This window comes from Pontibacter saemangeumensis (assembly GCF_039541895.1).
Lineage (GTDB): Bacteria > Bacteroidota > Bacteroidia > Cytophagales > Hymenobacteraceae > Pontibacter > Pontibacter saemangeumensis.
In genome coordinates this window covers 1-25727 of the sequence record NZ_BAABHC010000015.1, presented here as the reverse complement: position 1 = coordinate 25727, position 25727 = coordinate 1, and the positions used below count along the sequence as shown (strand labels likewise).

22 protein-coding genes and 1 pseudogene are annotated in these 25727 nt (G+C 45.9%); 9 read left to right on the top strand and 14 right to left on the bottom strand.

Going from position 1 to position 25727, the window contains the following annotated elements; genetic code table 11:
* The gene (locus ABD920_RS13955; protein WP_345159883.1) at positions 1 to 1920 is read right to left on the bottom strand and encodes a hypothetical protein; all 1920 of its coding nucleotides are present in this window, start codon (positions 1918 to 1920) and stop codon (positions 1 to 3) included.
* 1135 nt (positions 1921 to 3055) lie between these two features.
* On the opposite strand from ABD920_RS13955, the gene ABD920_RS13950 reads away from it, so the two are divergent.
* Positions 3056 to 3412 (top strand): hypothetical protein, encoded by a 357-nt coding sequence (locus ABD920_RS13950; protein ID WP_345159881.1) that lies wholly within the window; start codon positions 3056 to 3058, stop codon positions 3410 to 3412.
* Between the two features lie 151 nt (positions 3413 to 3563).
* Here ABD920_RS13950 and ABD920_RS13945 read toward each other — a convergent pair whose 3' ends face one another.
* A complete protein-coding gene (locus ABD920_RS13945; protein WP_345159880.1) occupies positions 3564 to 6473 on the bottom strand; it encodes a hypothetical protein in 2910 nt (969 codons plus the stop codon).
* 1365 nt (positions 6474 to 7838) lie between these two features.
* Between ABD920_RS13945 and ABD920_RS13940 the strand changes: the two genes are divergently transcribed.
* Together ABD920_RS13940 and ABD920_RS13935 are read left to right on the top strand one after the other, a co-directional pair.
* Positions 7839 to 9338, top strand: coding sequence for a ComEC/Rec2 family competence protein (locus tag ABD920_RS13940; protein ID WP_345159878.1), 1500 nt, complete (start codon positions 7839 to 7841; stop codon positions 9336 to 9338).
* Positions 9339 to 9497: 159 nt separating this feature from the next.
* Positions 9498 to 9821: a hypothetical protein gene (locus ABD920_RS13935; RefSeq protein ID WP_345159876.1), complete on the top strand. Its 324-nt coding sequence runs from the start codon at positions 9498 to 9500 to the stop codon at positions 9819 to 9821.
* Between the two features lie 119 nt (positions 9822 to 9940).
* Here the strand turns inward: ABD920_RS13935 and ABD920_RS13930 are convergent, their stop codons facing one another.
* The 3 genes from ABD920_RS13930 to ABD920_RS13920 are packed head-to-tail and all read right to left on the bottom strand — an operon-like array spanning position 9941 to position 12021.
* Positions 9941 to 10357, bottom strand: a complete 417-nt coding sequence (locus ABD920_RS13930) for a DUF2569 family protein (RefSeq protein ID WP_345159875.1) — start codon at positions 10355 to 10357, stop codon at positions 9941 to 9943.
* Between the two features lie 57 nt (positions 10358 to 10414).
* Positions 10415 to 11098: a DUF4166 domain-containing protein gene (locus ABD920_RS13925; RefSeq protein ID WP_345159873.1), complete on the bottom strand. Its 684-nt coding sequence runs from the start codon at positions 11096 to 11098 to the stop codon at positions 10415 to 10417.
* Positions 11095 to 12021, bottom strand: coding sequence for a DoxX-like family protein (locus ABD920_RS13920; protein WP_345159872.1), 927 nt, complete (start codon positions 12019 to 12021; stop codon positions 11095 to 11097). Before ABD920_RS13920 ends, ABD920_RS13925 begins: the two co-directional genes overlap by 4 nt.
* A 304-nt stretch (positions 12022 to 12325) precedes the next feature.
* Here ABD920_RS13920 and ABD920_RS13915 point away from each other — a divergent pair, with 304 nt between their 5' ends.
* From ABD920_RS13915 to ABD920_RS13905, 3 genes are read left to right on the top strand one after another with little or no spacing between them, the layout of a single operon-like run.
* The gene (locus ABD920_RS13915) at positions 12326 to 13228 is read left to right on the top strand and encodes a hypothetical protein (protein ID WP_345159870.1); all 903 of its coding nucleotides are present in this window, start codon (positions 12326 to 12328) and stop codon (positions 13226 to 13228) included.
* A 57-nt stretch (positions 13229 to 13285) separates the two neighbouring features.
* Complete coding sequence (locus ABD920_RS13910) at positions 13286 to 13996, top strand: hypothetical protein (protein WP_345159869.1); 711 nt, start codon at positions 13286 to 13288, stop codon at positions 13994 to 13996.
* Positions 13997 to 14007: 11 nt separating this feature from the next.
* Positions 14008 to 14733, top strand: coding sequence for a DUF4184 family protein (locus ABD920_RS13905; RefSeq protein ID WP_345159867.1), 726 nt, complete (start codon positions 14008 to 14010; stop codon positions 14731 to 14733).
* A 181-nt stretch (positions 14734 to 14914) separates the two neighbouring features.
* On the opposite strand, the gene ABD920_RS13900 is transcribed toward ABD920_RS13905, so the two are convergent.
* The 7 genes from ABD920_RS13900 to ABD920_RS13870 all read right to left on the bottom strand — a co-directional run bounded on the left by ABD920_RS13900 (position 14915) and on the right by ABD920_RS13870 (position 20994).
* Entirely contained in the window at positions 14915 to 15142 is a 228-nt protein-coding gene (locus ABD920_RS13900) for an SOS response-associated peptidase family protein (protein WP_345159894.1), read from the bottom strand.
* Between the two features lie 27 nt (positions 15143 to 15169).
* Positions 15170 to 17053: a lipocalin-like domain-containing protein gene (locus tag ABD920_RS13895; RefSeq protein WP_345159865.1), complete on the bottom strand. Its 1884-nt coding sequence runs from the start codon at positions 17051 to 17053 to the stop codon at positions 15170 to 15172.
* 115 nt (positions 17054 to 17168) lie between these two features.
* Positions 17169 to 18020 carry a DUF3575 domain-containing protein gene (locus tag ABD920_RS13890; RefSeq protein ID WP_345159864.1) on the bottom strand — a complete coding sequence of 284 codons (852 nt, stop codon included), beginning with the start codon at positions 18018 to 18020 and terminating at the stop codon, positions 17169 to 17171.
* A gap of 216 nt (positions 18021 to 18236) precedes the next feature.
* The gene (locus ABD920_RS13885; protein ID WP_345159862.1) at positions 18237 to 18896 is read right to left on the bottom strand and encodes an SOS response-associated peptidase; all 660 of its coding nucleotides are present in this window, start codon (positions 18894 to 18896) and stop codon (positions 18237 to 18239) included.
* Between the two features lie 342 nt (positions 18897 to 19238).
* Positions 19239 to 20084 (bottom strand): agmatine deiminase family protein, encoded by an 846-nt coding sequence (locus ABD920_RS13880; protein ID WP_345159861.1) that lies wholly within the window; start codon positions 20082 to 20084, stop codon positions 19239 to 19241.
* The gene (locus ABD920_RS13875) at positions 20081 to 20569 is read right to left on the bottom strand and encodes a hypothetical protein (RefSeq protein WP_345159860.1); all 489 of its coding nucleotides are present in this window, start codon (positions 20567 to 20569) and stop codon (positions 20081 to 20083) included. Before ABD920_RS13875 ends, ABD920_RS13880 begins: the two co-directional genes overlap by 4 nt.
* Positions 20570 to 20781: 212 nt before the next feature.
* Entirely contained in the window at positions 20782 to 20994 is a 213-nt protein-coding gene (locus ABD920_RS13870; protein ID WP_345159859.1) for a hypothetical protein, read from the bottom strand.
* Between the two features lie 98 nt (positions 20995 to 21092).
* On the opposite strand from ABD920_RS13870, the pseudogene ABD920_RS24965 reads away from it, so the two are divergent.
* Both ABD920_RS24965 and ABD920_RS13855 read left to right on the top strand, forming a co-directional pair.
* Positions 21093 to 21277 (top strand): annotated as a pseudogene (locus tag ABD920_RS24965) (IS256 family transposase); the annotation flags it as partial.
* 632 nt (positions 21278 to 21909) lie between these two features.
* Positions 21910 to 23073 (top strand): S1C family serine protease, encoded by a 1164-nt coding sequence (locus tag ABD920_RS13855; protein WP_345159853.1) that lies wholly within the window; start codon positions 21910 to 21912, stop codon positions 23071 to 23073.
* A gap of 88 nt (positions 23074 to 23161) precedes the next feature.
* On the opposite strand, the gene ABD920_RS13850 is transcribed toward ABD920_RS13855, so the two are convergent.
* On the bottom strand, positions 23162 to 24013 hold the full coding sequence (locus ABD920_RS13850; RefSeq protein ID WP_345159851.1) for a DNA/RNA non-specific endonuclease: 852 nt from the start codon (positions 24011 to 24013) through the stop codon (positions 23162 to 23164).
* Positions 24014 to 24616: 603 nt separating this feature from the next.
* Here ABD920_RS13850 and ABD920_RS13845 point away from each other — a divergent pair.
* The gene (locus tag ABD920_RS13845; RefSeq protein WP_345159849.1) at positions 24617 to 24979 is read left to right on the top strand and encodes a hypothetical protein; all 363 of its coding nucleotides are present in this window, start codon (positions 24617 to 24619) and stop codon (positions 24977 to 24979) included.
* 566 nt (positions 24980 to 25545) lie between these two features.
* Here ABD920_RS13845 and ABD920_RS13840 read toward each other — a convergent pair.
* Positions 25546 to 25727 (bottom strand): hypothetical protein (locus ABD920_RS13840; RefSeq protein ID WP_345159847.1); only part of this gene is annotated, 182 nt, incomplete at its 5' end.

The window sequence follows — 25727 nt, the reverse complement described above, 5'->3', positions numbered from 1 at the left end:
TTATTTAATCAGGTACTCCAGATACCAGTTTGCTCCCGCGGATGATGGTCCCTGTTCTGGCTCATAGATGCCCACGTCATCTTTATTTTCCCATAGTTCATAAAGCAGGTCAAATTCATCATATTCATACTCCTCCTCCTCTTCCTCATTACACTCGTCTTCGTTTTCGTCCTCTACATCCTCATCCTCTACATCCTCATCCTCTACATCCTCCTCATCTTTCCCGTAACAGTCATTCTTCTCATCCCAGTAATCATGAAGACGTTCATAATGCTCGCATAACTCGTCATAATACATTTCCACGTCGTTCTCTGCCGTATGTACATCCTGTGTTGAATAATTCATGCCGGCCAGTATACCTGCATAATCAGATGCATTCATGTTGCAGCGAAGTGAGTTGTTTTGGACATGCTTTGGTTCAGGATTCAGTATTTCTTCTGTGTCTTCCCAACTATGCGGTACTTGTGTTTCATATTTTTCTGAAGCATCAGGATTATTGATTATTTCTTCCAGCCCATCCAGAGTGTCTGATTCCGGCGCTTTATCAACTATCTCCGATGCAGGAGTTTCTGACACAGGTGGGGGATAAACCACTTTCTTATCTGATTCCTCTTTAAGTGTGGTAGACTTAACCATGCCTGGTATTCCGGAGTACTGGCTGATAAAGTCCTCCATTATATCCTCAATGGCCTCCTTGTCTTCTTCTTTGTAGATCAGCGCGTCATACTTACCGGCCAGGAAGGTGTTGGATCCTAGTTCGTTCATTATGGCCTTCACGATGTTGTTGTTGAAGACTTCTGACTCCAGCCTGGTCACTCTCTCCCAGAATGCTGAGACACCGTCAGCTTTCTGGGACAGCACGAACGCATTGAAGGTCGGGTAGAGTGCGTTGAAGGCTCTGCGGTAGGGGGTCTTCACCTCATACTTATCATCGCGTGCATTCCATACCTGTGCAAGGAATTCTTCCTTCTCCTCGGTTTTGGTTTCACCGATTCTTACACCTTGTGCTCTCAGCTGGTCGGACAGGGACTTATAGAAAGTTTTGGAGGTTATCATATCAATAACCGTGGCCAACTCTCGCTTACCCTCCGGAGTGGCTGCAGTGGCCTGATATTCCCTTATAAGCGGTACCGCCAGAAGAATGTGAGCTGAGATCAGGTCACCCTGATATAGCGTGCCGTCGTAGTCCTTAACATTGATGAATTTGATCACCGCACTAGGGACACCCAACAGTTTAGTCCATATCCTGTTACCACTGCCTATGTTGAAGGCCACCTCGTCATCGTTGAAGTCTTCACAGGCTCTGATGAACTCCTTGTAGCGTGACTCAGTGAACGGCTCCCCTTTGACATAGGCTCCGGTATCCAGCCACTTCCCGCACTCAGCTCTGACAGCACCCATGTCGATGGAGATATTGTGGAGGTTCCTGAACAGGAAGCTGTACTCAGGGAAACCGTCAACGTCAGCCAATAGCCTCTTGGTGGCCTTTTCTGATATGCTTTTAACGGGTCTGTTTATGAAAACCCTCCTGTAGGCTACAACCGGTACAAACTCCTCATGCCGGAAGGTGTCAGTGTAGCGGTACTGCATGGCGACGTGGCTGGCCGTTGAGTACAGTTTCTTGCCACTGGCTGATTTTCTAAACTCAATCAGGCCTATTTCACACAGGCGCCTCAGCCACTCGGCTGATTTACCGCCCAGGGTGTCCTTGAGTACCTGCGAGTCGATGGATACCCACCCCTCTTCCCCGCCTTCGTGCTTGTTTGAGATGATCCTTAATATCCGGAGGTATCCGAAGTATTGGATATCGGTCAGGGGTTTATCTGAGACATTGCTCAGGAGGCCCCTCAGATCGTTAACGATCAATTGCGGAATGCTGCAGATTACTTCTTTCTGTACAGACTTTGCTTTTCTCCCCATTGGTATTGCATTCTTTTAAATCTCATTTCGGTTTGTTCTTAATTGTCGGTGACCTGCGTGAACGGCAGACCTCTCCAGACTTTTTATGAGATTGCTGAATGCAAAAGGGTTAATACAAATGTAGGGGGGAGTGTCGCTGAAAAGGGGACTTTCAGAAACTATTTTTGCGGAGGCTTGAAAATACTTTATTCAGTTCAATTGTATATGGTATATATTTAATTAATCAGGGATAATGACCCTCCGGCATCTTCAGGTGTCATCCTCTTTTTCTGTTCGTTTCCTCAGGTGCGTTTTGTGAACATAAAGTACAGAATGTGGAATAGGGGGCCTTAAATGAATACATGAAAAAAGTGTCATATGTGAACATATCCCTTTCCTAATTTTTTTTAATCTTTATAATATGTTCACAAAATGCACCTTATCTTTTACATTACTGAACATCCTGTGAAAGGAGCAGACCTTTTGACGCAAAAAGAACATGTATGAATATACTGACTCCTGTGAGTGGTACTATGGCCTACTGGCTAACAACAGGTAGGCCTGATGAATGTCACATCTTTCACTATATAGTCTTCAATACTATGAGTGCTCTGCGGTGCAGAGTGCTCTTGGTACATGAGACCTGCAACTTCATATATAATGAATCTATTGGCAGAGTTCATGATGAAGGGGGCTAAAGAGGCTGTCAGAGAGTTTAATATGAGGAGGTGCCGGTAAGAACTTTAATTATGCTAATCTTCTCCTTAAGCCTTCAATACAACCACTGGTAAGACTTTCATTTAGTCTTGACTTGTCTGACATGAACCTCAACATAGGGTTTTAGAGGATAATGTGACAAAAGGCTGCTTATCTTGGATATAACGCTATACAAGCCACTGTTATAATCGACTTTAACATGTATAAAGGTTTTTTCAATATTGATTTCGCAGGTTCCTGAGCTTTGAAGCAGTATAGTTTTTTACTCTAATTATTAATGTAATATATGATGTGATTTCTATATATTGTCATGCGGATAGAAATCCAGAATCAAGATCTTAGAAGCTTGAGAAAAGATTCCATGGATTTTGCAGTCCCATATTCATCGGTCATTTAGTAGTTAAGACAAAGCCTTCAATGTTATTCCTGATTTGGTCACATGAACTTAAAAGATAAGATTCACAGCAGCATTGAATCCCTTAACGGTTCAGAATTAGCTGAGCTTTCAAATTACATTGACTTCCTGAGGTATAAGGGAAAGAACCCCGAAGCTGTTAATATGCGGAACCTGCTTGACCATCTCCGTCTATATGGAATATGCTCCTGGAAGGAATTGGCTGATGCTATCAGAGGATCCGGTGTAAAAAGTTCAAATGCGGGTTATCTGCATAGAGAGAAAGCAGAAAAGTGGTTAAGTCTTACCTATGGCCTCACGGATAAATTAGCTGGAGAAGTAATCAGAGAATTGTTTGACATGCGCCTGTTATATGAAAGCTGGAACGGGAATATAGGTTAAACAGGAAAATTCAAGATGCTGTAGGCATGCATGTAGTGCCAGCCATGAAATTCCTAGTCTTGAGGATACAGATAACTTTGACCCTTTCTGAACACTCAATCCCGTCACACCGGTTGCCTGAACTTTATTGATTGCTTTTACTGCATACAATCTAGCCTGAGATTTTTTGAAGGGCAGTATAAGCAGCTAAGCGTCTCAACGTTTCATCCACTAAATAGATTGACTTCCTGTTACTGAGGTGCCTAGGCAAGCTATAAAACTTTTGCATATCCGTTAAGAACTTCTTATATAATGAGTTCAGTATTTGCTCAGCCCTGCCTTTATCCGGATCATAGTCTTTTAAGGTATAGTTCCGCACATGATCAGAAATATCATCCCATGTAAATAAGCCTGGGATATCATGAAGAGTTGGTGCAATACTGAATTCAGGCCTTTCCTCTCTTCTCCACAAGGTAAAGCCTAAAGATGCTTGCAAGACCCTGCCGAAGAGATTCAGCGGGGGTAACTGTCTTTCTTTAGTTAGTTTCAGAAGATAGCTTTCATAAAAGTTATGTAAACTAGCTTTCAGTATTGGCAGATCATTCTCCTCTCTTAATAATTTTGCTGCTTCATAAAGAAAACTGTACGTGTCCTCCTTAGTGGTAACATATCCATAACCATCGTTTTCAAGACTAGGAAACATAATTGATTGCGATACCTTTTTGTAACCGCCCACTAATTTGCCATTTACTTGCCGGTATATTTGTATGCCCTGTATTCGTAACTCCTGCCCATCTTCCATTATCCTGTTTAATATTTTGAAACGACCCTCAGCAAATTCCTGATCCTTTTTAGGACCTTGTTTTATTATAATTTTACTTTCGTGTGATAGCAGAGCTAAAAAACCTCCTGCTTTTTTGATAGGTTTGACATCTTTGAATTCTACTATACCTTTCTTCAGTAATTGCTCAAAAGGATCATCTTTTACATATATATGTCGCATATCTTCACCATAGTGTTTAGAGGGTGAAGGAATGTGGCTCGTGGTATAGGGATACATATGGCTGAACTGTTGAAAGTAGTCTCTATCAGTCTTGTGCTTTTCTCCAGCCTCTTTAAAATTATAGTCAACTGTTGTGTAAGGCTTGGAAAAACTAGGATCATCAAAACTGCTTAAAGCCTGAAAAACAATATCAAGAACGGATCCGCTAATAGCATAACTGAAATTGGTTTTCTCTTTAGGATAGCCATTATCCTTAATATCTTTCGGTCTTGTTACCGGTACGTCTGGAGACTCATGACTTAGTTCTTTATTTAACTTTCTGATATATCTGTTTGTAGGAACTTCCGCTAATCCTGTCATTGACTCTAACCATTTTGATAAAAGGCTATCTACGATTTCTGGATTGGTGATGTGCTTTATCGACTTTTGAACCCCGATTCCTGTATTTAGCAGTTCAGGTAGTCTGACCTTGTCTTCTTCAATTCTTACCCTGGGAGAGGCCATCCTTGCTCCCAAATAAGCTTGGGTCGCCTCTGCCCATAGCACAGGATTAGCTAGAGGGACTGATATGCTGTTATCCAATGGCTTTCCGGTAAGCTGTGACAAAGTTGGTATTAGCCCCACCATACGATCAAACCTATGCTGAAGCTCAATCTCATGTACAAGACCCTCTTGTAGTTCTACTGGTTCTTTTCCCGCAAACCAGAAGGAAGATGCGATTTGTGTAGCAAGGTTGAAGTAAGAGTCAAGGCTTACTTTATACTTACCCATCCTGCTGTTTCTGTTACTGCTTGCCAGCCATTCTCTCACATCTGAGTGGGTTGTACCCATGTTATTCATATCATCCCCGATAGCCTTGTCAAGCAATGTTCTTTCAGCAATTCGCTGAGACCTTTCCAGTTCGATCAGCCGTGCTTCTATAGCGCTTATACCTAGCTTGAGGTCTCTTGACAAATAATGAAGCTGGACGTTCATGGATCTTTCCATTGACGCGATTTGCTCTGAAAGAAGCACGAGTTTATGCTCTATGGCCTCAATACCCTGAATGATATTTTTTAGTGCAGCAGAAAAACCATTCTGCTGTGGCGATGAGAAGAATAAACCCAAACCATTTGCCAATGCACCGGCGAAACCCAATGGTCCGATAAAGCCATTTGCAAAACTTATTGATGCCAAGAAGACCTGCGTTACACTTGATGCCATACTCTCAAACTCTGCTGCAGCACTTCCTCCTGATGTGTTATTGATGATAAAAGAGAAGAGTTGAATTCCACCGGTCATCTCTGCATTCAGGTGTGCAATATCACTTTGCAGTTTCTGTCTGTAACGTAGCCTTTGTTCTACCTGAGTCTGTTTGATTAGTTCGTCAGTTTTTGTTGATAGTGTAGTGAAATAGCTTTCTATAGTTTTGTTTATTTCTGTTTTATTCCGGTTGTTGGATAGTTCAACTATTTTCTTAATCTGTTCTGGTAATCTCTCTGCGTAATCCTCAATTGTTGGTTCTTTAGGTAAGTTGAAGTACATATTGAATGCCTCCTTACCTAATTGAATATGTTTTGAATTCGGCACCAGCTTATTCAGTTTTTCAAGTTGGCTGTGGGCTATAAACCCCATTAATCTCAGATCTTGTTCTGGTGGCCCCCCTGGTAACATCAGATCCTGCAAGCTTCGACCATCAAGAGCCAGAGCACCTGCTTTTTTACAGGCTGGCTCAAGGCCAAGACTCATAACGCCTAAGCCTAATCCTACCAATGGAGTAATAGGGCCGGTTACACCAATTATTGCAGGGAATGAGGTTGCTCCGGTTACAGCTGCACTAAAACCGGTATTACCTATGCTACACCACTTTTCCATTTTCTGAGTCGCTGCGTAGGGAGTAATGTTCGGCAAAACAGAGTAGGCATCTGATTCTAATAAAACTTTATTGTTTTTTATGAAATCTTCAAGCTCCCTCGCTGTCTCCCTTTGCTCAAACCAATTGTTGCCGGCTTGAAGTGTCCTCGCATATATATAGGTATGCATAGCGACAGCAGCTTTTATTCTCTCCTTCTCTGGATCAAGCGCTATGACGTTTGACATCAACACAGGGTTGATATTGGATTGGAGGAAAGCCTTAGAGGACAAAGCTTTCAGAATGTTATAGTCAAAGGATAAGCATCCTGCTGATCCCAAACCCATCAACTTTATTGCTTTTCTGCGAGAGAAGTTCATAAGCGAAATTCAGGAGCAAAAAAACCAGGCTATCTCCCTGCTGATCTTCTTGCAGGCTATATTATAAAGTGAAAAACTATGCTTAAAATACAAATTTATAATGGTTAAACAAATATGTGTCAGCTATTTAACCTGAAGAGGTTTATGGTTTATGTGTAGTGTAGTTTTTCTATGCCCAAAAGAGAGGTTGGTTAAAGATTAACAGAAGCTTTTCAGTAATCTGTATAATGCTGTCAGTTGTGGTGTTATCAAAAGAAATTCAGTGAGTTGAAAAGGTGGGAGTAAGTGCTGATCCTCAGCTTCTTTTAATGTAGAATACCACTCTTCACGAACCTGATGATTACCTCTTAATTATTGTCAAGGCTTGTCTCAGGGTCAGGGCGCAACCCTATCCGGTAACATGAAGGGCAGCTGAATCTGCTGGCTGTTTAAAGACCATTTCAGGCGCTCAGCATTCTGCATGAGGTGTTAGTCAATTATCTGAGAAGCGTTCAGCAGTGGTCAGGAGAATGGCTTTAAGCGAAGCTATTAATGCAATCTGGACCAGCCAGGGTAATGGCCGCTTGTTTGTTCAGGTGCCGGATCCGTTCCGGTGGCACTACCGACTCATCGTGTACAGGCTTCTATCTCACTTATACGGTCTGCAGTTCGTTGATTCTTGTCGTATAGCATGGCGATTTAAAAATATCTTCTAAGCTGGCAGGAATTTTAAGCCCTGTGTCGTCACGTTTATCTTAACCCTGATGAACCTGTCGGTAAGTATATCTATCCCTCCATCAGCCTCCCATGCTTTTCTCTGTCCACCACAACCAACAAGTCGAACTAGAACGGTTCTCCGGCACTTTTCCGGCCTCGTTCACGCCGCACTTCTTGTGCCGTTAGTCTTATGAACTGCCTTAAGTTTGATGGCTACAGTGCGAGCATGATATGGTGCTGTACTATAGCTTTTTCATTAAGTTTTTTACAAGAAGCCTGGCAACACATAATTTACCCATTGCCTTGATGATAACTTAATATCCTCATCCCACAGTTTATATATGCTAATGTGACCTGATAACAAAGACAATTACTTCCTGAACGCTACTGTAAGATTAGCAGCCATCAAAGCTAGTAATATATGATGCTTTTGATCAATGGCTTATACGTGGTATTATTTCTTGCTCCGTTTATATTATATATGAATAATATTTGTATATTATCTGGGAATTCAATTAATACTCTTACTAATGAGCTATGGCAAATCCAGTCAAGTATCTGCAGGTAAATCGTGCTAAAATATACAAGGACCCGACATTGATGGAGGAAATGACGGAGCTGCTATGGGGGGACAGGGTTGAAGTTTTATCCTTAGATGAAAGGCAGAATCAGATCAAGGTGAAAGCCAGGTGGGTGAAGGAAGGGTACATCCATGCAAAGACAGGAGGGGAAAACGTATTGGGCGATAAGCCACTCCTGGAGCTTTACTTTATTGATGTCGGGCAGGGTGATGGTGTTTTGGTAGTAACACCAGACAGGGAGCATATCCTCATTGACGGTGGTTACCCCAGGGATTCACAGCCTCATGGTAAAAGCGCTGCAGACTTTGTTGACTGGAAGTATATCGTGGACTACGGGGAAAGGAAAATCGTGCTGGATGCGATGATTTCATCCCATTGTGACTACGATCACTACGGGGGATTATGGGACCTGCTGAGTCTGAAGCAGAAGCATGAATTAGAGGCCGACGAAATAGAAATAAAGCGTTTTTATCATGCCGGTGTATCCTGGTGGAAATCAACTGATGAAGAAAGGTTTTTGGGCAGGACTGAGGATGGGTATCTGGTAGATCTGCTCGAAGGGAAAGCTTCAGTAGATAAAGGGCTTTCTTCCGGTTCAGATTTAAGGTTACAGGGCAAATGGGCGGAGTTCATAAAATGCATAGCTGACTCTGGGACTACAATTGACAGGCTGGCTTACAACCCTGAAAATGGGTTTGATTATTTACCAGGGTTTGAAGATGAAAAGCCGGTAAAGATAAAAGTGCTTGGCCCCATTGAAAGAACCATCAATGGAAAGGCAGCACTTAAAGAATTAGGAAAACCCTCTCAAAACACTAATGGTAATTCAATACTGCTGAGGCTTGATTATGGCAGAGCCAAAATACTCCTGACAGGAGATTTAAACAAGAATAGCCAACAGTACATTCTGGAGGCCTTCAAAGGGAACAGGCAGGAACTCGCGGCAGATGTTGTCAAAGCATGCCATCATGGTAGTGATGATTGCTCTTTTGAGTTTCTGGAATCAGTCCAGGCAGCCGTTACAATAATATCATCAGGAGATGACGAGTCTCATGCCCATCCCAGACCCAACATAGTGGCCGCATCAGGCATCACAGGCTTTAAGACTATCAGAGACGATGAGATGATTACACCTTTGGTGTACAACACGGAAATCGCCAGGAGCCTGAGAATGGGAAGGCCTTTTAAAATCACACATGATGATTTCTCATCTGATTTAGGTGAAGTGGATATTGAGATGAAGGACATGCAGAAGGCCAGGCTGTCTTACAAGGTCACACCCTCAGGAGCATTGAGTTCCAAGAGCAAAACAAAGCCATTGAATAAGTTAAGGGTAATAGATGGTATCGTCTATGGTTTGGTTAATATCAGAACAGATGGTGATAAAATACTCTGTGCGACCTTAAATGAGAGTAAACAAAAGTGGGACATCAAAACCTTTTCGTCAAGATTTTAGTGATGAGTTACCCATAGGTTGAGAAAAGGGGTTATATGTATCCTAGATTTACATATGATTGATGAATTCACATTCGGCGGAAGGCTCAGAGCTTTCCTAAAGCACAGGAAGCTGAAAGGGAAGGATCTGGGCGCAGTACCGGAGGTGAAGAAGGCGTAGGTGTCGTGCATTGAACGCGGCAGTACAAGGCCTATTTTCAGAGGTTTCAAAAGGTTTTCAGACACCTTCCCTGACCTGAACCTCAACTGGCTGCTAAGAGGTCAGGGAGAAATGCTCCTTGTGGGGGAGCTGGAGCTGGAGAAGTACCTGGCACTATCGCAGGAAGCCAAGCTTCATGCAAAGAAAGAGCTGCAGGAGGAGAAGGAGAAGCTGCAGGTGGTAAAGGAGAAGCTGGAGGCGGAACGGCTTAAGTCTGAGGCACTGGAGGAGCTATTGATCAGGCACCGTATTACTATTCCCAGACACAAAGGGGCTTCTCCCTAATTGAGCATCTGACAACATATCTTTATTTGTGTTTTTGCTGCTCTTGATTCCTCTATCCACTAAAACAGTTCCGGCAGTTATCTTGATAGTTGCTTAGAGCGTGATGGAAGGCATAAGGGTTATTCTACAAAGACCTCCCTTACCCGCTCCGACCGTACCAGATAGCTAATCACCACCGCACACATCACCGCTACCCTTGCCAGGCTGAAGAAGTCTATCTTCTCAGGGAAGGTAACAGACAGAGCAACGGAGATGTACACCATATAGAGCAGGTTCAGCAGAAAGAAAGAGATGAAAAGCAGGGGAGTCCACCGCTTTCTGACAAAGAATCCTGCTGTTGCCGCAAGGGCTATCAGAACCGTGAGAAGAGCATGCAGGAGACTTACCGTATCATACGCTTCAGCATTATAATAAAGGCCCATGGCAGCCTTCACCCCGTTGTAACCTATAACGAACAGCAGCAGGTAGAGCCAGAAGCCATAGCCTGTTCTTCTGTCCTCGTCCTCGTAGGCGTTCTCGTTCAGGATGCTTTTCATTTTTAGTTTTAGTAATTTTCAGGTGAAACAGACAGGTATCAGGGAGAGGGGTAACACCTACTCCCTCTTTTCCTCACGGACCGGCTTCACGTCACGGGGAATGGCTGCCTCGGAAGGCACCGGAACGTAATCTGCCTCAAAGGTGCCTCTATAGTGGAAAAGCTTTCCCCACGTCCTGTTACGCACCTCAACCGATATGCTGAACCTTTCCTCTGTGTCGTCATACCACTCACACACATCAGCATAACCGGAGAACAGCATGGGAAACCTGAACCCGATGATCCCCTCGTAAAAGCGCTGCTCGCCTGAGCGCAGCCTCAGGCCTCCGTTCTCAGCCACGGAGAACTCTATGTCCACGGCAAGGTGCTGATGGGTTCCCAGGTAGTCTATCACCTGCTGCCGCTGATCACTGTAGATCATCGTGGCGTCAAACCGCCTCTCCTTGTCTGGGAACTGATACTTCCTTACCCAGGTCACCGTCTCTCTGCCATACCTGTCGATGTAGGCGTAGTTCTCGATTGTGAAGGGGATGTTCCTGCCTTTCTGCGGAAACATGATGTTGCGCCACGTCCCTATGTAAAGAAACGGGAGGGTGTAGGGCTTGCCGTAGCTTACCTCCTGCATAATCCCTCTGCCGATGGAGGCGATCCTGTCCTTGCTGCTGAAGCCAAAGCGCTTCTGGATCTGCGGGTGGAGCTTTCCGAAGTCCTTTCCCATGGCTTTCTGATAAATGGATGTCATTTCCGCTGTTTTGTTATACAGTTGGACGCTCTTGGTGTATGATTCATGTTGATGATGGCAATCACAGAAAGACCGATCATGGAGATGTTGAGGGAGAACGGGTTGAAAGGCAGCGTGTACACGGAGGCTTCACTGAACAAGGCCCCCAGGCCCAGCAGGATCAGGGCAGCGATGCTGATGAAATGGACTGGCTTTCTCTGTATAAAGAACAGCACCAGTCCCCAGGCCACCTCGCCTATACCGACACCAGTTAACAGTGACTCTTCGAACCCTGTGAACAAGCCGGACTGCCTTAGGATCTCCAGTTCGCCTGTGTCTGAGAAGAGCAGTTTCGGCACGATTCCCTGGTAGAGCCAGACCATCGAGAGAATAAGGGAGGCAAGGAGAACCGTTGTCTGCGACAGAAGCGCCTGTTTAGGGTGTATGCCTCGCTCGATCCAGTTTTTAAGGCAGTCAAAGCTCCAGGCCGTAGCCCAGACCATCATCGGGCGGAAGATAAACTTATCGACGGCTTTCCCCAGGCCTCCCCATCTGGTGTCGTAATCGTAACCTGTGAAGAACCTGACCCCTCCAGCCTCTGGTTTGTACTTCCAGTAACCAGCGCCCTGCCTTATTAAGGATATGCCACTGTCGGAGGAGAATTTCAGAACAGAGGTGCTTTCCCCGCTGGCTTTAGACTTTGTTGCCACGCTTTCACCGACACCGCTCACGCTGATGCCAAAGCCGACTCTGGTCGAGTAGAGAAACTGTTGGGGATCATCCGGCTCCTTTCTGGGGAGGTACCTGATCCTGGAGAACCGCAGGTCCCACTGCTCGTGCATTTGAGGGTCTTGTGTGTGAGACCATAGGGTGTCGAGATCGCAGGAGATCAACGTTTCAATATAGAGGGGTTTCCGGTCCACCGCAGCATGTTTATAGATCATTGGTAGCTCCGGTCCGTTCCTGCTTTATTCAGGCAGGTAAACCATCAGCCACTAAAAGGAATGACAGCATATAGAAAAAATAATCCTGCATCCTGGCTCATACACTTCCTTCCAAACCCGAACCCCATGCTTATGCATCATCATGTTTCTCACGGGGCAGGTAAGCAGGTAAGAAAGTTAAATATAAATTTTATAATTATATATTAATTAATATATAGTATATTAATTTTAATTCAAAGGAGGAACCGTAGCGGTAGTGGCTTCTCCATGAAAACTTCTTATAAAGAACTGAAAACAGACACAGATGAAAAGAACCATTCTTTCTGCCATCATCACACTGCTTTGCCTGTCAGGTGTGAAGGCAAATGATCTGAATACTGACCTGGTCGAACTGGCTAAGATCTACCGGAACTTTATGTTTCGCAACAGTCCGACTGAAAGCACCTACAGGCAACTGGAAGGGATAAAATCAGCCGAGCTTGCCAACTCCGCCAGGTTCATCAAAGAAACCATCACCGGTAAAAACAGGCTTGCTGAAACCGAGTTCCTGAGGGTACCTGACGAGGAAACTCTGAAGTTCGTCTATATCATCAGGCGCATCAACTGGAACATACGGGAGGAGAAGCCCCGTGACAATACGGCGCTCATCGCTGAGCTGACTGAAAAGGACATACCTCGCTACGAGCTGATCGACAGCTACTATGACATGCTGTTCAGCGGGGTCGGAAATAAAAACCAACCTTTCAACCTGTCGGGGACCAACTTCACAGTCAGTGACTACAACCTGCAAGATGACACAGAGAAGGGCATCTTCTTCCTCAAGGCAATGGAGCTGTGCGGTACGGTGATATGGGGCTACATGAACATTGTGAATCCCCCGAACCATAAGGCTGCGCTTGAAAACATAGAAAAATATCCCAGGTTCAACGGGCAGCCCTATTTCCAGTACCTGGACTTCGGTTTCCCTGACTTTGAGATGGAGGTAGAGGAAGGCAAGGGAATGGAAAGCTACAAGGCCTATTACATCAACAAGTACTACGACACTCTGCTGTCCCACCTGGCGGTCCTGGGCCAGAAGAAGAAAGACAAGGAACGCAGGAGAGACCTGATGCTAGGCTCCATCTTAAAGGAGAAGAACTATTACGGTTACTCCAGAAGAAGGAGTGAGCTGGAAGCCCTGTTCACGACAGTTGAAGGTAACAGCTAAATAAATTAACAGCCACGCAGAGCAGCAGTTAAAGCATTCGCATTCTAATTTATAGAAATGAAAGTATACAGGAACAGGGAAGGTGGGTTCAGGGAAATCCAGAAAAAAGCATTGTGGACAACTGTACCCCTTGTTGCGCTGGCATTGACCTTTGGCTTCGGTATCAGTTACTACAATTCTGGTAGCAGTGATTTCAGCGCTCTCCCCTTTGTCGTTCTAATCGGGCTTGGGGCCGGAGGGATCGGAATTTTTAAAGGGCTTAACAGGCAGCAGGAACTGTTCAGGAGCTACAGCCTGACCATAGACGAAGATGCAGTACAACGAGAGCAATCAAACACCACAACTTTAAGAATCAGGAAGGCTGACATTCAGGAAATCGTGCGGTGCCCCAATGGAAGCTTTCTAATCAAGGGGAAAGGCCAGGCGGACATAATAGTCGTGAGCGCTCAGATAGGTGACTACGAAGACCTTGAAGCAAGCCTCCGTGAAATAGGGGAGATAAACAGCCCTGTGGCGAAATCACTTACTGAGCGGTTGATATTGCCTTTCATACTGGGAGGGCTTGGATTGATGGCTATTGTTTACCTGTCTACAAACAGGTATCTGGTGCTCGTCTCCGGAACTATGCTGGTGTCAGGTTTGGTCTGGGCTGTCTGTCAGGTGCAAACCAGCAGGAACGTGGACAGGAAAACAAAGAGAAGCAACTGGTGGACGGTGGTGGTCATACTTGCCGTTTTGGGAATCCTGTATTCAAAGCTCGTTGGGTAGCACCTGAACGCATGCCTTTCACCTTCTCACATCCTGCAGCCGTCTTACCGTTTACATTCCTGCCAAGAAAGTGGTACTCGCTGACGGGACTTGTGGTCGGCAGCATGACACCTGACTTTGAGTATTTCCTGAGGATGAGAGTGGAAAGCAACTACAGCCACACCGTAGGCGGCTTGTTCTGGTTTGACCTGCCTCTGGGGCTTTTACTCGCCTTTATTTTTCATAATGTTGCCCGTGATAGCCTGTTTGATAATCAGCCGGTAATTATAAAGTCACGGCTCATACGCTACAAAAGCTTTGACTTCAACGCCCATTTCAGAAGGAACTGGTTTGTGGTAATAGTGTCTGTTTTGATTGGAGCTGCCTCTCATTTGCTTTGGGACAGCTTCACGCATGAGCATGGGTTCTTAGTGAATGCTATTCCATCTTTGTCTTCCACTATGCAGGTAATGAGTTGGCAGTTACCAGTATACAAGATCCTGCAGCATGCCAGCACTTTGGTAGGCGGTGCGCTGGTTGCTCTGGCGGTTTGGAGGCTGCCTTCTGGTGGTGGGGCAGGAGGACAAGCAAGCTCAACCTATTGGGGTGTTGTGGTTGGCTTAACAGTAACAATCATGGCTATAAGGCTGCTGAGTGGCCTGGACTACAGGCTGTATGGGCATATGGTCGTGACAGGCATAAGCGCTTTTTGTATGGCTTTGATCTTGACACCTCTTGTCAGACGCAGCAATCCATAGTGTCTATTGCGGTCGAACTGGCGACTGCTTTTCTTTATGATTTCACTATCTTTCAAGAGTTAGATTCAAGTAGAAGGGTAAACCTCCTTCTTAAGATCCGTCACTGCATTGATGAAAATGCGGAGTTTAAGCTACAAAGACCATTGCTTAAGTCGTTAATATGGTCTTTGAAGCTTGCTTCTCAAAGTGAATTGATAACCTCAGGCACGTTGTTCATCGGCAAATTGACCAACGGTGACACAGGGTAGGCCTTCATCTTAGCGGCATCTAAAGAGTGCAGCAGCTCCTGAGACTCGTGTCCATCCAGCCACAGCTCCTCCGCCTCCGGCGACAGGATCACCGGCATGCGGTCGTGGATGGGCTTGACCAGATTATTCGCTTCTGTCGTGTTGATGGCGAAAATGTGCAGGACTTCGCCAGCCGCGATCTCAAATAGTTATTTTTTTCTCAACTCCCAACAATCCCTATCGTACCTTATCCCGGTAACTATCCCATCCTTATATTCCCCTTTGAAACCTGTCCCGAAATCGGCATTAAGTTCATTAGTTCTGCAGTTGTAACTCCATGTATGGCTACCCCATACATTACCCTCTCCAAAACCAGTTATCCTTTTATCGGCGTGGAAAGTCAAATTCATGGTAGTAGCTCCAGCTTTACCATTAGTACAACTATAAATGACCCACTCATATTCACCCGCAATGTCTTCTTCACTGTACTTACACTTCACCTTAGTCCTGAATTCAATCGGGCTACCTTCCATGTCTTCGCGGTCACCATCCAACATATCTGCTCTTATAAAGTATTCTCCCTCTTCCATGGGCAGTGTCCAGGCATTGGTAGTCTTTCCTTCGTGATTTGTTGGGGTTTCGGGTGAAGTTACACTACCGTTTCCATTAGTAACAATCCATGTTGCCTTGAACTCAATCAGCCCCAGATCTATTTCATCATAAGAAGAAATAATTTTTGTCTCAACGGTTGGCTTGGCTTTATCGCCGCTACTGTACTCCTCCATCAAACTTCCTTTAAGTTCCTGAAACCTTACCCACCCTGGTATGACCGTTCCTTTATACAGCTGCATTTTGTTCGACAAGACCAAAGGGTCGGTCTGCGCCAACACAAAAGGAAGATATTCTGCTAACTCATGGGCCAGTGCAGCAGCTTCCACCACTTTAAGGAAGAGATTTGACTGTGCAGCCATAGCCTTAGCTATTAAGGTTTTATTCAACAGGGTCTTCTGGCATGCTGCGTTCGTGAAGGCGCTTTGTATTGTGTTTCCGGCTGTTGCTGAAATCTTGGAGAGCAAATCTTTCGGGGACAGGTTAGCCCCACCACCGAGTTCTAGGATAGTGGCGTTTATGTCCACCTGTATGGATCCGGCAATCGCAGCAATGCAGTCGTTCCTGCTATCTGAACCCATCCTGCCCAAGAAAGCATTCAAAAACATTCTGGCGAACCTGGTGGAGAGTTCATAGAAGTTTTTTGATACGGCTAACTCATGGGTCTGACTCAGGTTTACAGTATAGTAGTCATCCTTCAAGCCTAAACTCGACAGGGCTTTCACGGATTTCCCTTTTATTATAGGCTTGGGGTCAAGGATAGTTGGAATGGTTTTTCCGCCATCAGACGGAATGAACTCAGCATACACGTAACTGTGGCGTTGGTTATCCAGAGTACCCCCGCTTTCCTTGGTGAGCCACACTTTAAAATCATCTTCGCTGTTGCTCTTGTTTATCCTGCCGCCTTCAATATTGGGATCTCCCAAGTAGTTTTTGAGCATGTAGCGGTTTATTTCAATTATCTGTTCAATGTATTCATCATCAGTGGAGTAAACAGACCGTTTGCTTTTCAAAAGTGCGTCTACGGTTGTGACAAAGTCTTTGAAAGGCTCGATAGTCATCGCCTCTTTCTCGAATTTATCCCTCATCTCATCAGGTAGCGTTTGATAGGAAGGGACCATAGTAAGTAAAGCCCTTGCTACAGATTCTGCATTAACAATTACGTTATCACTCACCGTGTTCGTACGAACGACGGCCACTATCTCACCGGAGTTATCATCTATGAAGAAAGCTGATGATTCAAAGTCCTCAGGTACATACAGGCCTTTGTCATCCCCGCTCATGGAGACAGAGTCCAAGATACTATGAGCTTCGGATTGACTCAGGTCATAAGCTTCATCAATTATGAAGTTTACCTTTCTGGCTCCTTTGAGAACAGGCTTCGCGTCTTTGGCAGGTGCCGCCATATCCGGCTCCTGCTTCTCCAGACAGGAAGTAAAAGACAGCAATAGAAGGAAGAGGAAGAGAACGTAAAGTTTTCGCATATACTAGTGGATATTTTTATATACAAAGTGGAATCTCTTTACTAAAATGAACTTGGGTTTTTTAGGCTTGTGGTAACTTCCCGATGACACCTTTTGTCCAGAAAAATGAGCTGTGTCAGAAAGCGATGCCCAGACTAAAGCCAAAGCCGCGTAAGCCGACAAATGGCGCAGTGCCTTTCACGCTCACGCCCTCATCCGTGACAGTAGCCTCCAGATCCGTCTTGTCGTTCAGATCGCCATTGATGGACTCGATATCCTCCTTGAGTCCTCTCTTCTCCTCAGACGTCATGGTGCTCAGGTCCGCCACGGCTGGCATATTGACCTTCAGTTTGCCGTAGTGGCCGCCAAGGATGTACCAGTCCAGGGTCACCCTTTTGGCTATCAGCCACTGGGCACCGATCATCGCCCCTGCTGCGAACCCTTTCAGCTTTCCCTCATAGGTGAGTGGGTAAACCCTTGTGTCAGTCTCGTATTCAGAAGGGACAGAGGCTGACACGTTCATGTATCGTCCGTAGAGCGAGAGGTAAAAGCCCCGGGCACCTGGATGCTTTCCGGAGTAAAACCTGACCTCGCCGGTGAAGGTGTTATTGCCAACAAGGGTAGAGTTCACGTCCTGCTCCAGTTCTTCATCCCCCTCTCCGTACCTGTCTATAGCTTTCTGTACCAAGTAGGCAGAGTTACCCGTGGTCTGAGGCATATACCTGTATCCGGCCACGAAGGTGATTTTGCGTGTCATGGAGCGCTCATAGCTGAGGCTGTTGTTGTAGAGGAAAAAAGAAGAGAGATTCACCTTGATGATGTTCTTCCTGAAAAACTCTGTGCTTGTTGTGTCACGCAGAGCGGGAACCTGCACTGCAGACGTTGAAGTCTGAAGCGTGTCGGATGCTATGTCTGTGTAGGTGGTATCCGTCTGAGCGAGAGATTGTAGTACAGAGAGAAAGAAAGTCAGGGTAAAGAGTATTTTCATATAGTACAATATATTATACAAATATGTATAGCCAATATTTAATATCCGATACCTACTTTCTATGATTTTTGCATTGAGTTTTCGTAAACAATGAGAGCTATAAAGTAAAGATGCCCTTGAGAAGTAACTGTTTGTAGTATGTCTAGCCTGTGTTGTGGTTTAAAGTAGGCATACATTTAATGTGGAGTTATGACTCATCCACCCTTATAGCAACAGCTACAGCGAATTGATGACGTCAGGAACATTATTCATCGGTGAGTTCACTAAAGGGGACACTGGGTAAGCCTTCATCTTACCGGCATCGAAGGGGTGCAGCAGCGACAGCAGCAACTCCTGAGACTCGTGCGCGTCCAGCCACAGCTCCTCTTCCTCCGGAGACAGGATCACCGGCATACGGTCATGGATGGGCTTCACCAGCTCGTTGGCCTCCGTGGTGATGATGGCATAGGTGTACAGGATCTCACCTGAGCTTTTGTCCAGCCACTCGTCCCAGAGACCGGCGAAGGAGAAGGTGTCTTCGCTCTTCAGCATGATCCGGTGCGGCACCTTACCATGAGGTGTGACCTGCCACTCAAAGAAACCGTCAGCCGGTACCAGGCACCGCTTCGATTTGAGTAGGTTGCGGAAGGAGGGTTTCTCTGTGAGCGTCTCGGCCCTGGCGTTGATGGAGCGCTTCACCGCCTTCGCATCCTTTGCCCAGAAGGGCTGCAGACCCCATGAGAAGAACTGTAGCGTGTCAGGCTGAGTGTTCGTCACCACCGGCAGTTTCTGTGACGGAGCGGCATTATAATGCGTTTCCTTCAGGTGCTGAGCCAGCAGCTTTGCTGCCTTCGAATCGCCCTTCGCTTTGGGGATAACTGAATACCTTCCGCACATATTAGTATAGCTTTAATGACCTTAAGTGACTAATATACGCTCAAAAACCTCAGTTAGCTGTGGGCAGAAGCGACGTGTGCTTAAATCTTCCTAAGGGCCTTATACCTGCAACGCAATGCCTGATTTCCGCTAGGGTCAGCCATGTAACCTTTGTAGCGTGTAATCACATGGAAATGCAATACGGTTTGTCCGGCCACTTCACCATAATTCATGCCTGTATTATGTCCAACAGGTGTAAAATTCCGCTCGATCAGCTGTCTGTATTTCTCAATGGACTTCACAGACGGAGCTTGTCATCCTCTGTCAGATCAAAGAAGCTGGTTCTTCTCCTGTTCGGGTTGATTATAATGGGGACTTCAGTATATTCCAGGTGATGCAGTTCAGCACGCCTCCCTCTATAGCGATTTCGTTGCTGTCCACCGTGGCTACCGTGCTTCCGGTGAACAGCTGCTCAAACTGCCTGACAACCGTCTCGTCCTCTTCCGTGCCAAAGGTTGGAAGCATCACCTTGTCCTTCATCTGCAGGTAGTTGATGTATATGCCGTTGGCCTGTAGTGGTTCCTTGTTGCCGTACGGGTTATAACTTATCTCCACCCAGTCCAGCCCCGCGTTATGCAGCGCCATCCTGAAGGTTCGCTGGAACTGTGGCCTCTCCAGGGAATAGTCGTTAATAAGGACGGTCCTGCTGTCCAGGAAGCGGACCATGCCATCGGCATGTCCTATCTTGTCTGAAGGATCAGTAGGGATGAAAATCAGCCTGTCAGTCCGGAGCAGTTCCCGCAGCTCCTTTATCAGCCGCTTCTCCGGAATGTGTGGGTTTTCCCGGAACACCTTGTCACATAGGATGACAGCTTCGGGACCTCTCACAACGTTACCTCCATCCAGAACGATAGCGGACTTCTCCGGACTGATGCCTATCTCCCCGCAGATGCTGTCCGCGTCGGAGATGGTCTTCTGCCACTTCCTGCCCTGCAGGTAGTCCGGATTATAAGTGAACCGGACATAATGGTCGGCCTCCACCTGTACCGGCATGTAGTCCACTGCCCATATGTCTTTCGTGCCAGGAAGCAGGGAGCAGTGGATGCCGCAGTCAGCCAGTACCTGCTCAAACCTGCGGTAGAAGGAGGGGTGCCTCTCAGGCAGGGTATCTGCCAGGTACAGGTGGTTTGTTTCGCTGTCCGTTATCATTTGCCCATGCGCTGCCTCCAGACAGCCTTGATGGCCTTGCCCACCTCCAGGAACTCATCATGGGTGAAGGTGTCTGTCTTTGCGTTGTTGCACCAGTAGCAGCACAGGACGATGTTGTCCATGTTGTCATAGCGTTCCTCCGGCTCCTTCCGGTCATACTCAAGCTTTCTGCCCCTTGTAGGGATCCGCTTGGTGTAGAGTCTGCCGCTTTCGAGAAGCTTGGCTATCTCTGCTTCTGTTATGCCGCAGTAATGGCACTTTCTCTCCAGTGCCTCATGCCAGTTGTAAAAGTCCTCGAATACAGGTGTGAATTTCTTAGTGGTCCAGACATTCCTGATTCTAGCGATCCTTTCTCTTTCGGGTCTCAGTTCCTCATACCATCGGGTGAGGATTGGTTTGGGCACATCCAGTTTCGTCGCGATGGCTGCGTACTTCTTTCCGCAGATTACGTGGAGTCGCAGGAACTCTTTTTGCAGGTCCGTCATGTTTCAGTTTATAGTTTAGAGTAAGCCAGGAGCCAGAGTGCTGCAGCGAAAGCGTAGGGCTAATGCTGCAGGATAAATATTGCTGAAGCACAATATATAGAAAAAGAATACTGGGTGGTTAAACTATGCTCTTTTGTTCGAGGAGAGATGTGAAAAAGCCGGTGTATATCCAAAAGAATGGCACTATAGCCATTTATTAACGGTGCGGCAGCCTACTCCATCAGTTCCTTCAGATCGATCACGTCCAGATACGGCTCGAGGAGCTTCCTGCTCCCGAAACCGTGCACCAGCGCGATCTGGTTGTCTTCCGGCGAGTACCACACCTCAGCAAAGAACTCGTTCATGTGGTAGAGCACTACGCTGCAGCTCATCTCCGTGCGGATCGCTAGGAACCGGCCATGCTGCCAGACGAGCGCTGCCCTCATGTCCCTTGGGAGACAATTGAATGCATAGAAGTCCATATCCTGACACTTTAGCTTACAAAAGGATACGTTTTAACTTCAGTAGTGGGTTTGTTTACGAGATTATAAGGCTTATCTACACCACCAATACCATCGAAGGCTTTCACCGCTAGGTCGGTCAGGAAGGTGACCAAGACAAAAGGTGCTTTTACCTCAGACATGGCCCTGTTGAAGCTGATCTACCTTCCACCAGCATATCAGCAAGAAATGGCTGATGCCCCTAGCAAACTGAAGTCAGACAACGTAGCAGCTCTCCATCTTGTTCGGGGACATGATGCAACCGGACTTGAAGTGAAACATGCTTCAATGGTTTGCCCTTTGGTGATAGGAATGAAGCCGGAACAACAAAAGGGGCAATAAATTTAAAGAAGGAAATGACTCAGTTTAAATTAAACTCCCTTTTTAGGCATTGTTCTGTGAGATGGTTACTCCTCAAAATCAAACCACTGAGAGAACGCAGCAATGATCATTCACTGCAGGGATATGATAGGGAAGGTCTGTAAAAGGGGCCTACTTTATCTACTCTCCACCCATATGTGTAAGAATCTCAACATAGATACATCAACTTCGGGGAAAATAGGTGTGTTGGCGAATTAAATTTATTCTTTTGTATATTTCTTTGAACTAATATTTAATTAAATTTAACACTGACAACAAATGGATGAGGAATAGCCGTGTATCATTGTTGGGTAAAACAGCCAAACCTAAATCGAGAGTAAAGAATGGAAGGATTTATAGCACTAGTAATATGCATAGGAACCATATATTGGCTCCTAAACAATGTATTTGAAGAAGCATCTAACACAGCGAAGGTTGTCATAGCATTAGTTGCAGCTGTAATCTCTTGGCTAGTCTTCCATTTTATGTAGTCCTTCTAATATGAGGCATCTATATTTTTTGTTAATTATTTATTTCTTAGTATCTGTAAAGGCGGTTGCCCAAGAGACTTATAGAGATGAGGGGGACTTTAAAAATCACATTCTCGCTAATTTAGATAATCATGACCCAATAGTGGGTATTTATTCATTTAAGGGTTTTGAAAACAGGTATGTGCGTGGTGAGCAGATTGCACGACTTCAGATTGGGGAAACTCATAGATATGCCATCATAAGACAAGGTTCTTGCTTTGTCATGTACAACGTGGAAAGAGTAAATACTCTTGAAGATAGTGAATGTGATTTTGAAGCGACAGCTACTCCTGGGGTCTACTTATGGAATGGAGATAAGTTATCTTTCAATTCCGAAGGTTTATTGATCAAAGTTGATCCACGGCCAGCTCAGGAAGCTGCTCAGTTGATTAAGGGAACTGTAAGTGATGTGAATAGGATGCAGCTAAAGATTGTTGTTACAACTGAATTCACAAAGGTGTTTCCAACACAGTGGGACATACAGAATGCAAGCAAAAAAACAGAAAAAAGTATAGCCTCTACAGGTACAGGATTTGCGCTTACATCTGATGGCTACATTGTAACAAATTTTCATGTAGTGGAGAATGCAAAGTCTATAAAGGTAAGGGGTATCAATAATGATTTTTCTACCTCCTACACTGCGAAGGTTGCTCTTTCAGATAAGAACAATGACTTAGCCATACTCAAAGTTAATGACTCCAATTTCAATTCTCTAGGAACAATACCATACGTCATTAGCAATATGGTATCAGATGTTGGCGAGTCTGTATTTGTCCTTGGGTATCCCTTAACGGCTACAATGGGGGAAGAAGTCAAATTGACCAATGGAATCATTAGTTCAAGGTCAGGCTTCCAGGGTGATATAACATCTTATCAAATATCTGCTCCTGTCCAGCCTGGTAACAGCGGTGGGCCTATGTTTGATAGCATTGGAAATTTGGTAGGGATAGTGAATGCCAAACATGGTGAGGCTCAGAATGCCTCTTATGCTATCAAGACAGGTTATCTATATAATTTGATTAATGCTCTGCCAACATCTCCCCAGCTTCAGAATGTGAGTCAATTATCGAAAAAGTCACTTTCTGAACAGGTGAAGGCAGCTAGAAGCCATGTCTATATCATAGAAGTTAATTAGCGGATATTTGACTCTCAGAAGTATTCTTACCTTATAGCAGCGCTAAGTATAGAAGAGTGACGTTGGAAGGTCAATGAAATACTCCTGTCTACTTAACAGGTCCAGTGTCTGTCCTTCCCTCCAGCACTTGCTGCAGCTGTGCAGGTAGTGCTGATAGCAGGTCATATCCTGTGGCGCTCTCAATCGCATCCACAGTGGTGCGGTAGGAACCCCAGTCGGAACGAACGGTGTTGGTGTTCGGCACGTCAACAGCGATCACACGCGTGTCAAAGGTAATTCTTTGCAGGTCATCGTCTCCCTGCTGCAGGACCACCAGCACCTTCCATATGCGGCTCGGTACCGTCACCCTTCCCTGATCAATCGTTCGGGCGCTGCCGTTGCTGCCGGTGCCGCCCTCACCATAGCTGCCCATCACCACATATACCTCCATTCCATCCTGCACCAGGTCGCGCGTGTAGTCCTCTAGGTTCGCCCAGGCCTCCTGGTTATTCTTCGGAGCCTGTGGAATCATGTTCGTCATCAGGAAAGTGGCGGAGTTGTCCTCCTCCGAGCTGGTTCTGTCTGCTGAGGGCGTGTTGTGGCCCCTGTCAAAGCCGCTGCCTGAGTAACTTGAGGCCGTGACGCGGTACCAGCCCTCGGGAAGCTTGGGGTCGCTTCGGAAGTTGTCCTGCCTTGCGGCGTTTCCCATCCACTCCCTGCTCACATGCCAGCTCACCCAGTTGGGTGTTCCCCTGTCTCGGCTGTAGGAGAGCGTGTACTGGGGCTTCAGCATCAGAAAGTTATTGTAATTACTCTCACTAGTGGTTGCTTCACTGGGGTTCCCCAGCAGCAGTTGCTCCTCTTCCAGTGTGAGCGGCTGTTGCGGGGCCACATCAGCGTCACTGCAGCCTGACAGGATAAGAAACAGAAGGAGGAGGTATTTACATGTGTGTTTTAACATAATGAATGTGGGGTTGAGAAGAAGCCATCTGCCGGTACAGAAGGTAGTGTTGTTTTCCCTACGACAGTGCCCGTGTTTTGGCTTCATCAAGCATATCATTGCGGCTGGTTCCGGTGAACGACCACATGAACTGCCTTGCATATAGTGATTTTGGAAAAGTTTTATCATTGCATCTGTTTTTTTGATGCCAGTCTGGTCGTGAGACATGTCACAAACTAGTGTGTGGCCCGTACCGTGCAAGGGCTTGCCGGACTGATAGCAGAACCGCGCGAAACTACGGACACTGCTGCGGTCTATCGGTAACAAGTTCGGCAGTACCAAGGAGGTAATTGGAGCCAACGGAGGCTAATCACCACTTTGCTTTTCGTTTATATCCAAGGCTACCTCTTTGGTGAGGTTTTGCTTTTGTAGCCGGTAATACCCTTAGAAAACCGCCTTCACACTTATATGACTGTATCTTACCAATACGGTTATATTAAATATGATTTAAATCGTATTAAATTATACTCCTTAAGTAAAGTACAACTCCAGCCAAGTGCTTTCTGCTGTTCTCAGCCTCTGACTCATTCCTGTATTCTGATTCAGATCAAACCCGCTTCACACATGAAATTTAATGTATTGCTCTTTATGTTTATGTTTGGCTTCCTCCTGTACTCCTGCACCGAAGAGGAGATGGTGTCCCCTATGAACCTCCCTTCCGGCGAGCTTGTCTTGAAACCTGACGGCCCTTCTGTGTCTAATCTTGATGCAAAAATGGCAAGCGCGTGTAGAAAAGCTCTTGAGGGCAAATGCTTCAGAGGCAAATTTGTAAGTATTAACCCTGATAACCTTCGTACGGATGCTGACATTGAAAACTTCTGCCTTTCACCTAATGTGTTCTGTGATAGGCAGGAGTGTATTGATCGGGTGAAAGTGCTATTGAACCGAGCACCAGGTGGCACCCAAGGCGACCCCTGCTTGCCGTAATACGAACAGTAACAGGGTCCAGTCTTAGCAGCAGATCCGGACCCTGTTCTTTATCCAAGGGTATTTTCTATTCGCTTTTTTATAGGTCTCATTTCCCTTTCCTTCTACCGTGTCTTCCTGGAAAGGTTTTTGACAGAATCCACACACCGATAAACCAACCAGCCGCGATAAATATCTAATGATACCAGAGTAGAGTTGTTAGAACTATAGGTGCATTTACTTTAATTCACTTCCGAACGATCAGCACGAACGCCACCTTATACCCTGCTTTCCGCTCCAGCTCCTGAACGGCCGTGGCATTGTGGATTCATGTCAGATGGGCATGCCTTGCATGGTTGATACCTTGCCTCGTAACCATTCGAAGTTACTGACGAGATGGGGGATATACTGGTACAGGATTACGTCCCCACCCACGACATCCTCTGCCTTTCCCCTGTCTGCAAAAAATTAAAAATGGTTGGACGGCGGCCTTGCTGGTATCAGATTACGAGGTGTGGGGTCAACAACCCATTGGAACACGATCTTGTCTGGCAGCACGTCGATGCTTTCCACAGTCATTGCACGGGTCATCTCTTGGTCCATTCTGCTTTCAATATGTAGTATATTCGTTCCCTTATCAGGTAAACACCTCCAGCGCCTAAGTTGATGTCCTTCAGGCTCATCTCATTATGAACTGTGCTAAAAAGCAAGTGTATCTGTGCTTTTATTCCAGCAGCTGCGTTCAGCATTGCGCTGAGTAAACCTCTCC

Coding starts and splice junctions, on each gene's coding strand:
- ABD920_RS13955 (WP_345159883.1), bottom strand. CDS start 1,920: ATGGGGAGAAAAGCAAAGTCTGTACAGAAAGAAGTAATCTGCAGCATT.
- ABD920_RS13950 (WP_345159881.1), top strand. CDS start 3,056: ATGAACTTAAAAGATAAGATTCACAGCAGCATTGAATCCCTTAACGGT.
- ABD920_RS13945 (WP_345159880.1), bottom strand. CDS start 6,473: ATGTCAAACGTCATAGCGCTTGATCCAGAGAAGGAGAGAATAAAAGCT.
- ABD920_RS13940 (WP_345159878.1), top strand. CDS start 7,839: ATGGCAAATCCAGTCAAGTATCTGCAGGTAAATCGTGCTAAAATATAC.
- ABD920_RS13930 (WP_345159875.1), bottom strand. CDS start 10,357: ATGAAAAGCATCCTGAACGAGAACGCCTACGAGGACGAGGACAGAAGA.
- ABD920_RS13925 (WP_345159873.1), bottom strand. CDS start 11,098: ATGACATCCATTTATCAGAAAGCCATGGGAAAGGACTTCGGAAAGCTC.
- ABD920_RS13920 (WP_345159872.1), bottom strand. CDS start 12,021: ATGATCTATAAACATGCTGCGGTGGACCGGAAACCCCTCTATATTGAA.
- ABD920_RS13915 (WP_345159870.1), top strand. CDS start 12,326: ATGAAAAGAACCATTCTTTCTGCCATCATCACACTGCTTTGCCTGTCA.
- ABD920_RS13910 (WP_345159869.1), top strand. CDS start 13,286: ATGAAAGTATACAGGAACAGGGAAGGTGGGTTCAGGGAAATCCAGAAA.
- ABD920_RS13905 (WP_345159867.1), top strand. CDS start 14,008: ATGCCTTTCACCTTCTCACATCCTGCAGCCGTCTTACCGTTTACATTC.
- ABD920_RS13895 (WP_345159865.1), bottom strand. CDS start 17,053: ATGCGAAAACTTTACGTTCTCTTCCTCTTCCTTCTATTGCTGTCTTTT.
- ABD920_RS13890 (WP_345159864.1), bottom strand. CDS start 18,020: ATGAAAATACTCTTTACCCTGACTTTCTTTCTCTCTGTACTACAATCT.
- ABD920_RS13885 (WP_345159862.1), bottom strand. CDS start 18,896: ATGTGCGGAAGGTATTCAGTTATCCCCAAAGCGAAGGGCGATTCGAAG.
- ABD920_RS13880 (WP_345159861.1), bottom strand. CDS start 20,084: ATGATAACGGACAGCGAAACAAACCACCTGTACCTGGCAGATACCCTG.
- ABD920_RS13875 (WP_345159860.1), bottom strand. CDS start 20,569: ATGACGGACCTGCAAAAAGAGTTCCTGCGACTCCACGTAATCTGCGGA.
- ABD920_RS13870 (WP_345159859.1), bottom strand. CDS start 20,994: ATGAGGGCAGCGCTCGTCTGGCAGCATGGCCGGTTCCTAGCGATCCGC.
- ABD920_RS13855 (WP_345159853.1), top strand. CDS start 21,910: ATGAGGCATCTATATTTTTTGTTAATTATTTATTTCTTAGTATCTGTA.
- ABD920_RS13850 (WP_345159851.1), bottom strand. CDS start 24,013: ATGTTAAAACACACATGTAAATACCTCCTCCTTCTGTTTCTTATCCTG.
- ABD920_RS13845 (WP_345159849.1), top strand. CDS start 24,617: ATGAAATTTAATGTATTGCTCTTTATGTTTATGTTTGGCTTCCTCCTG.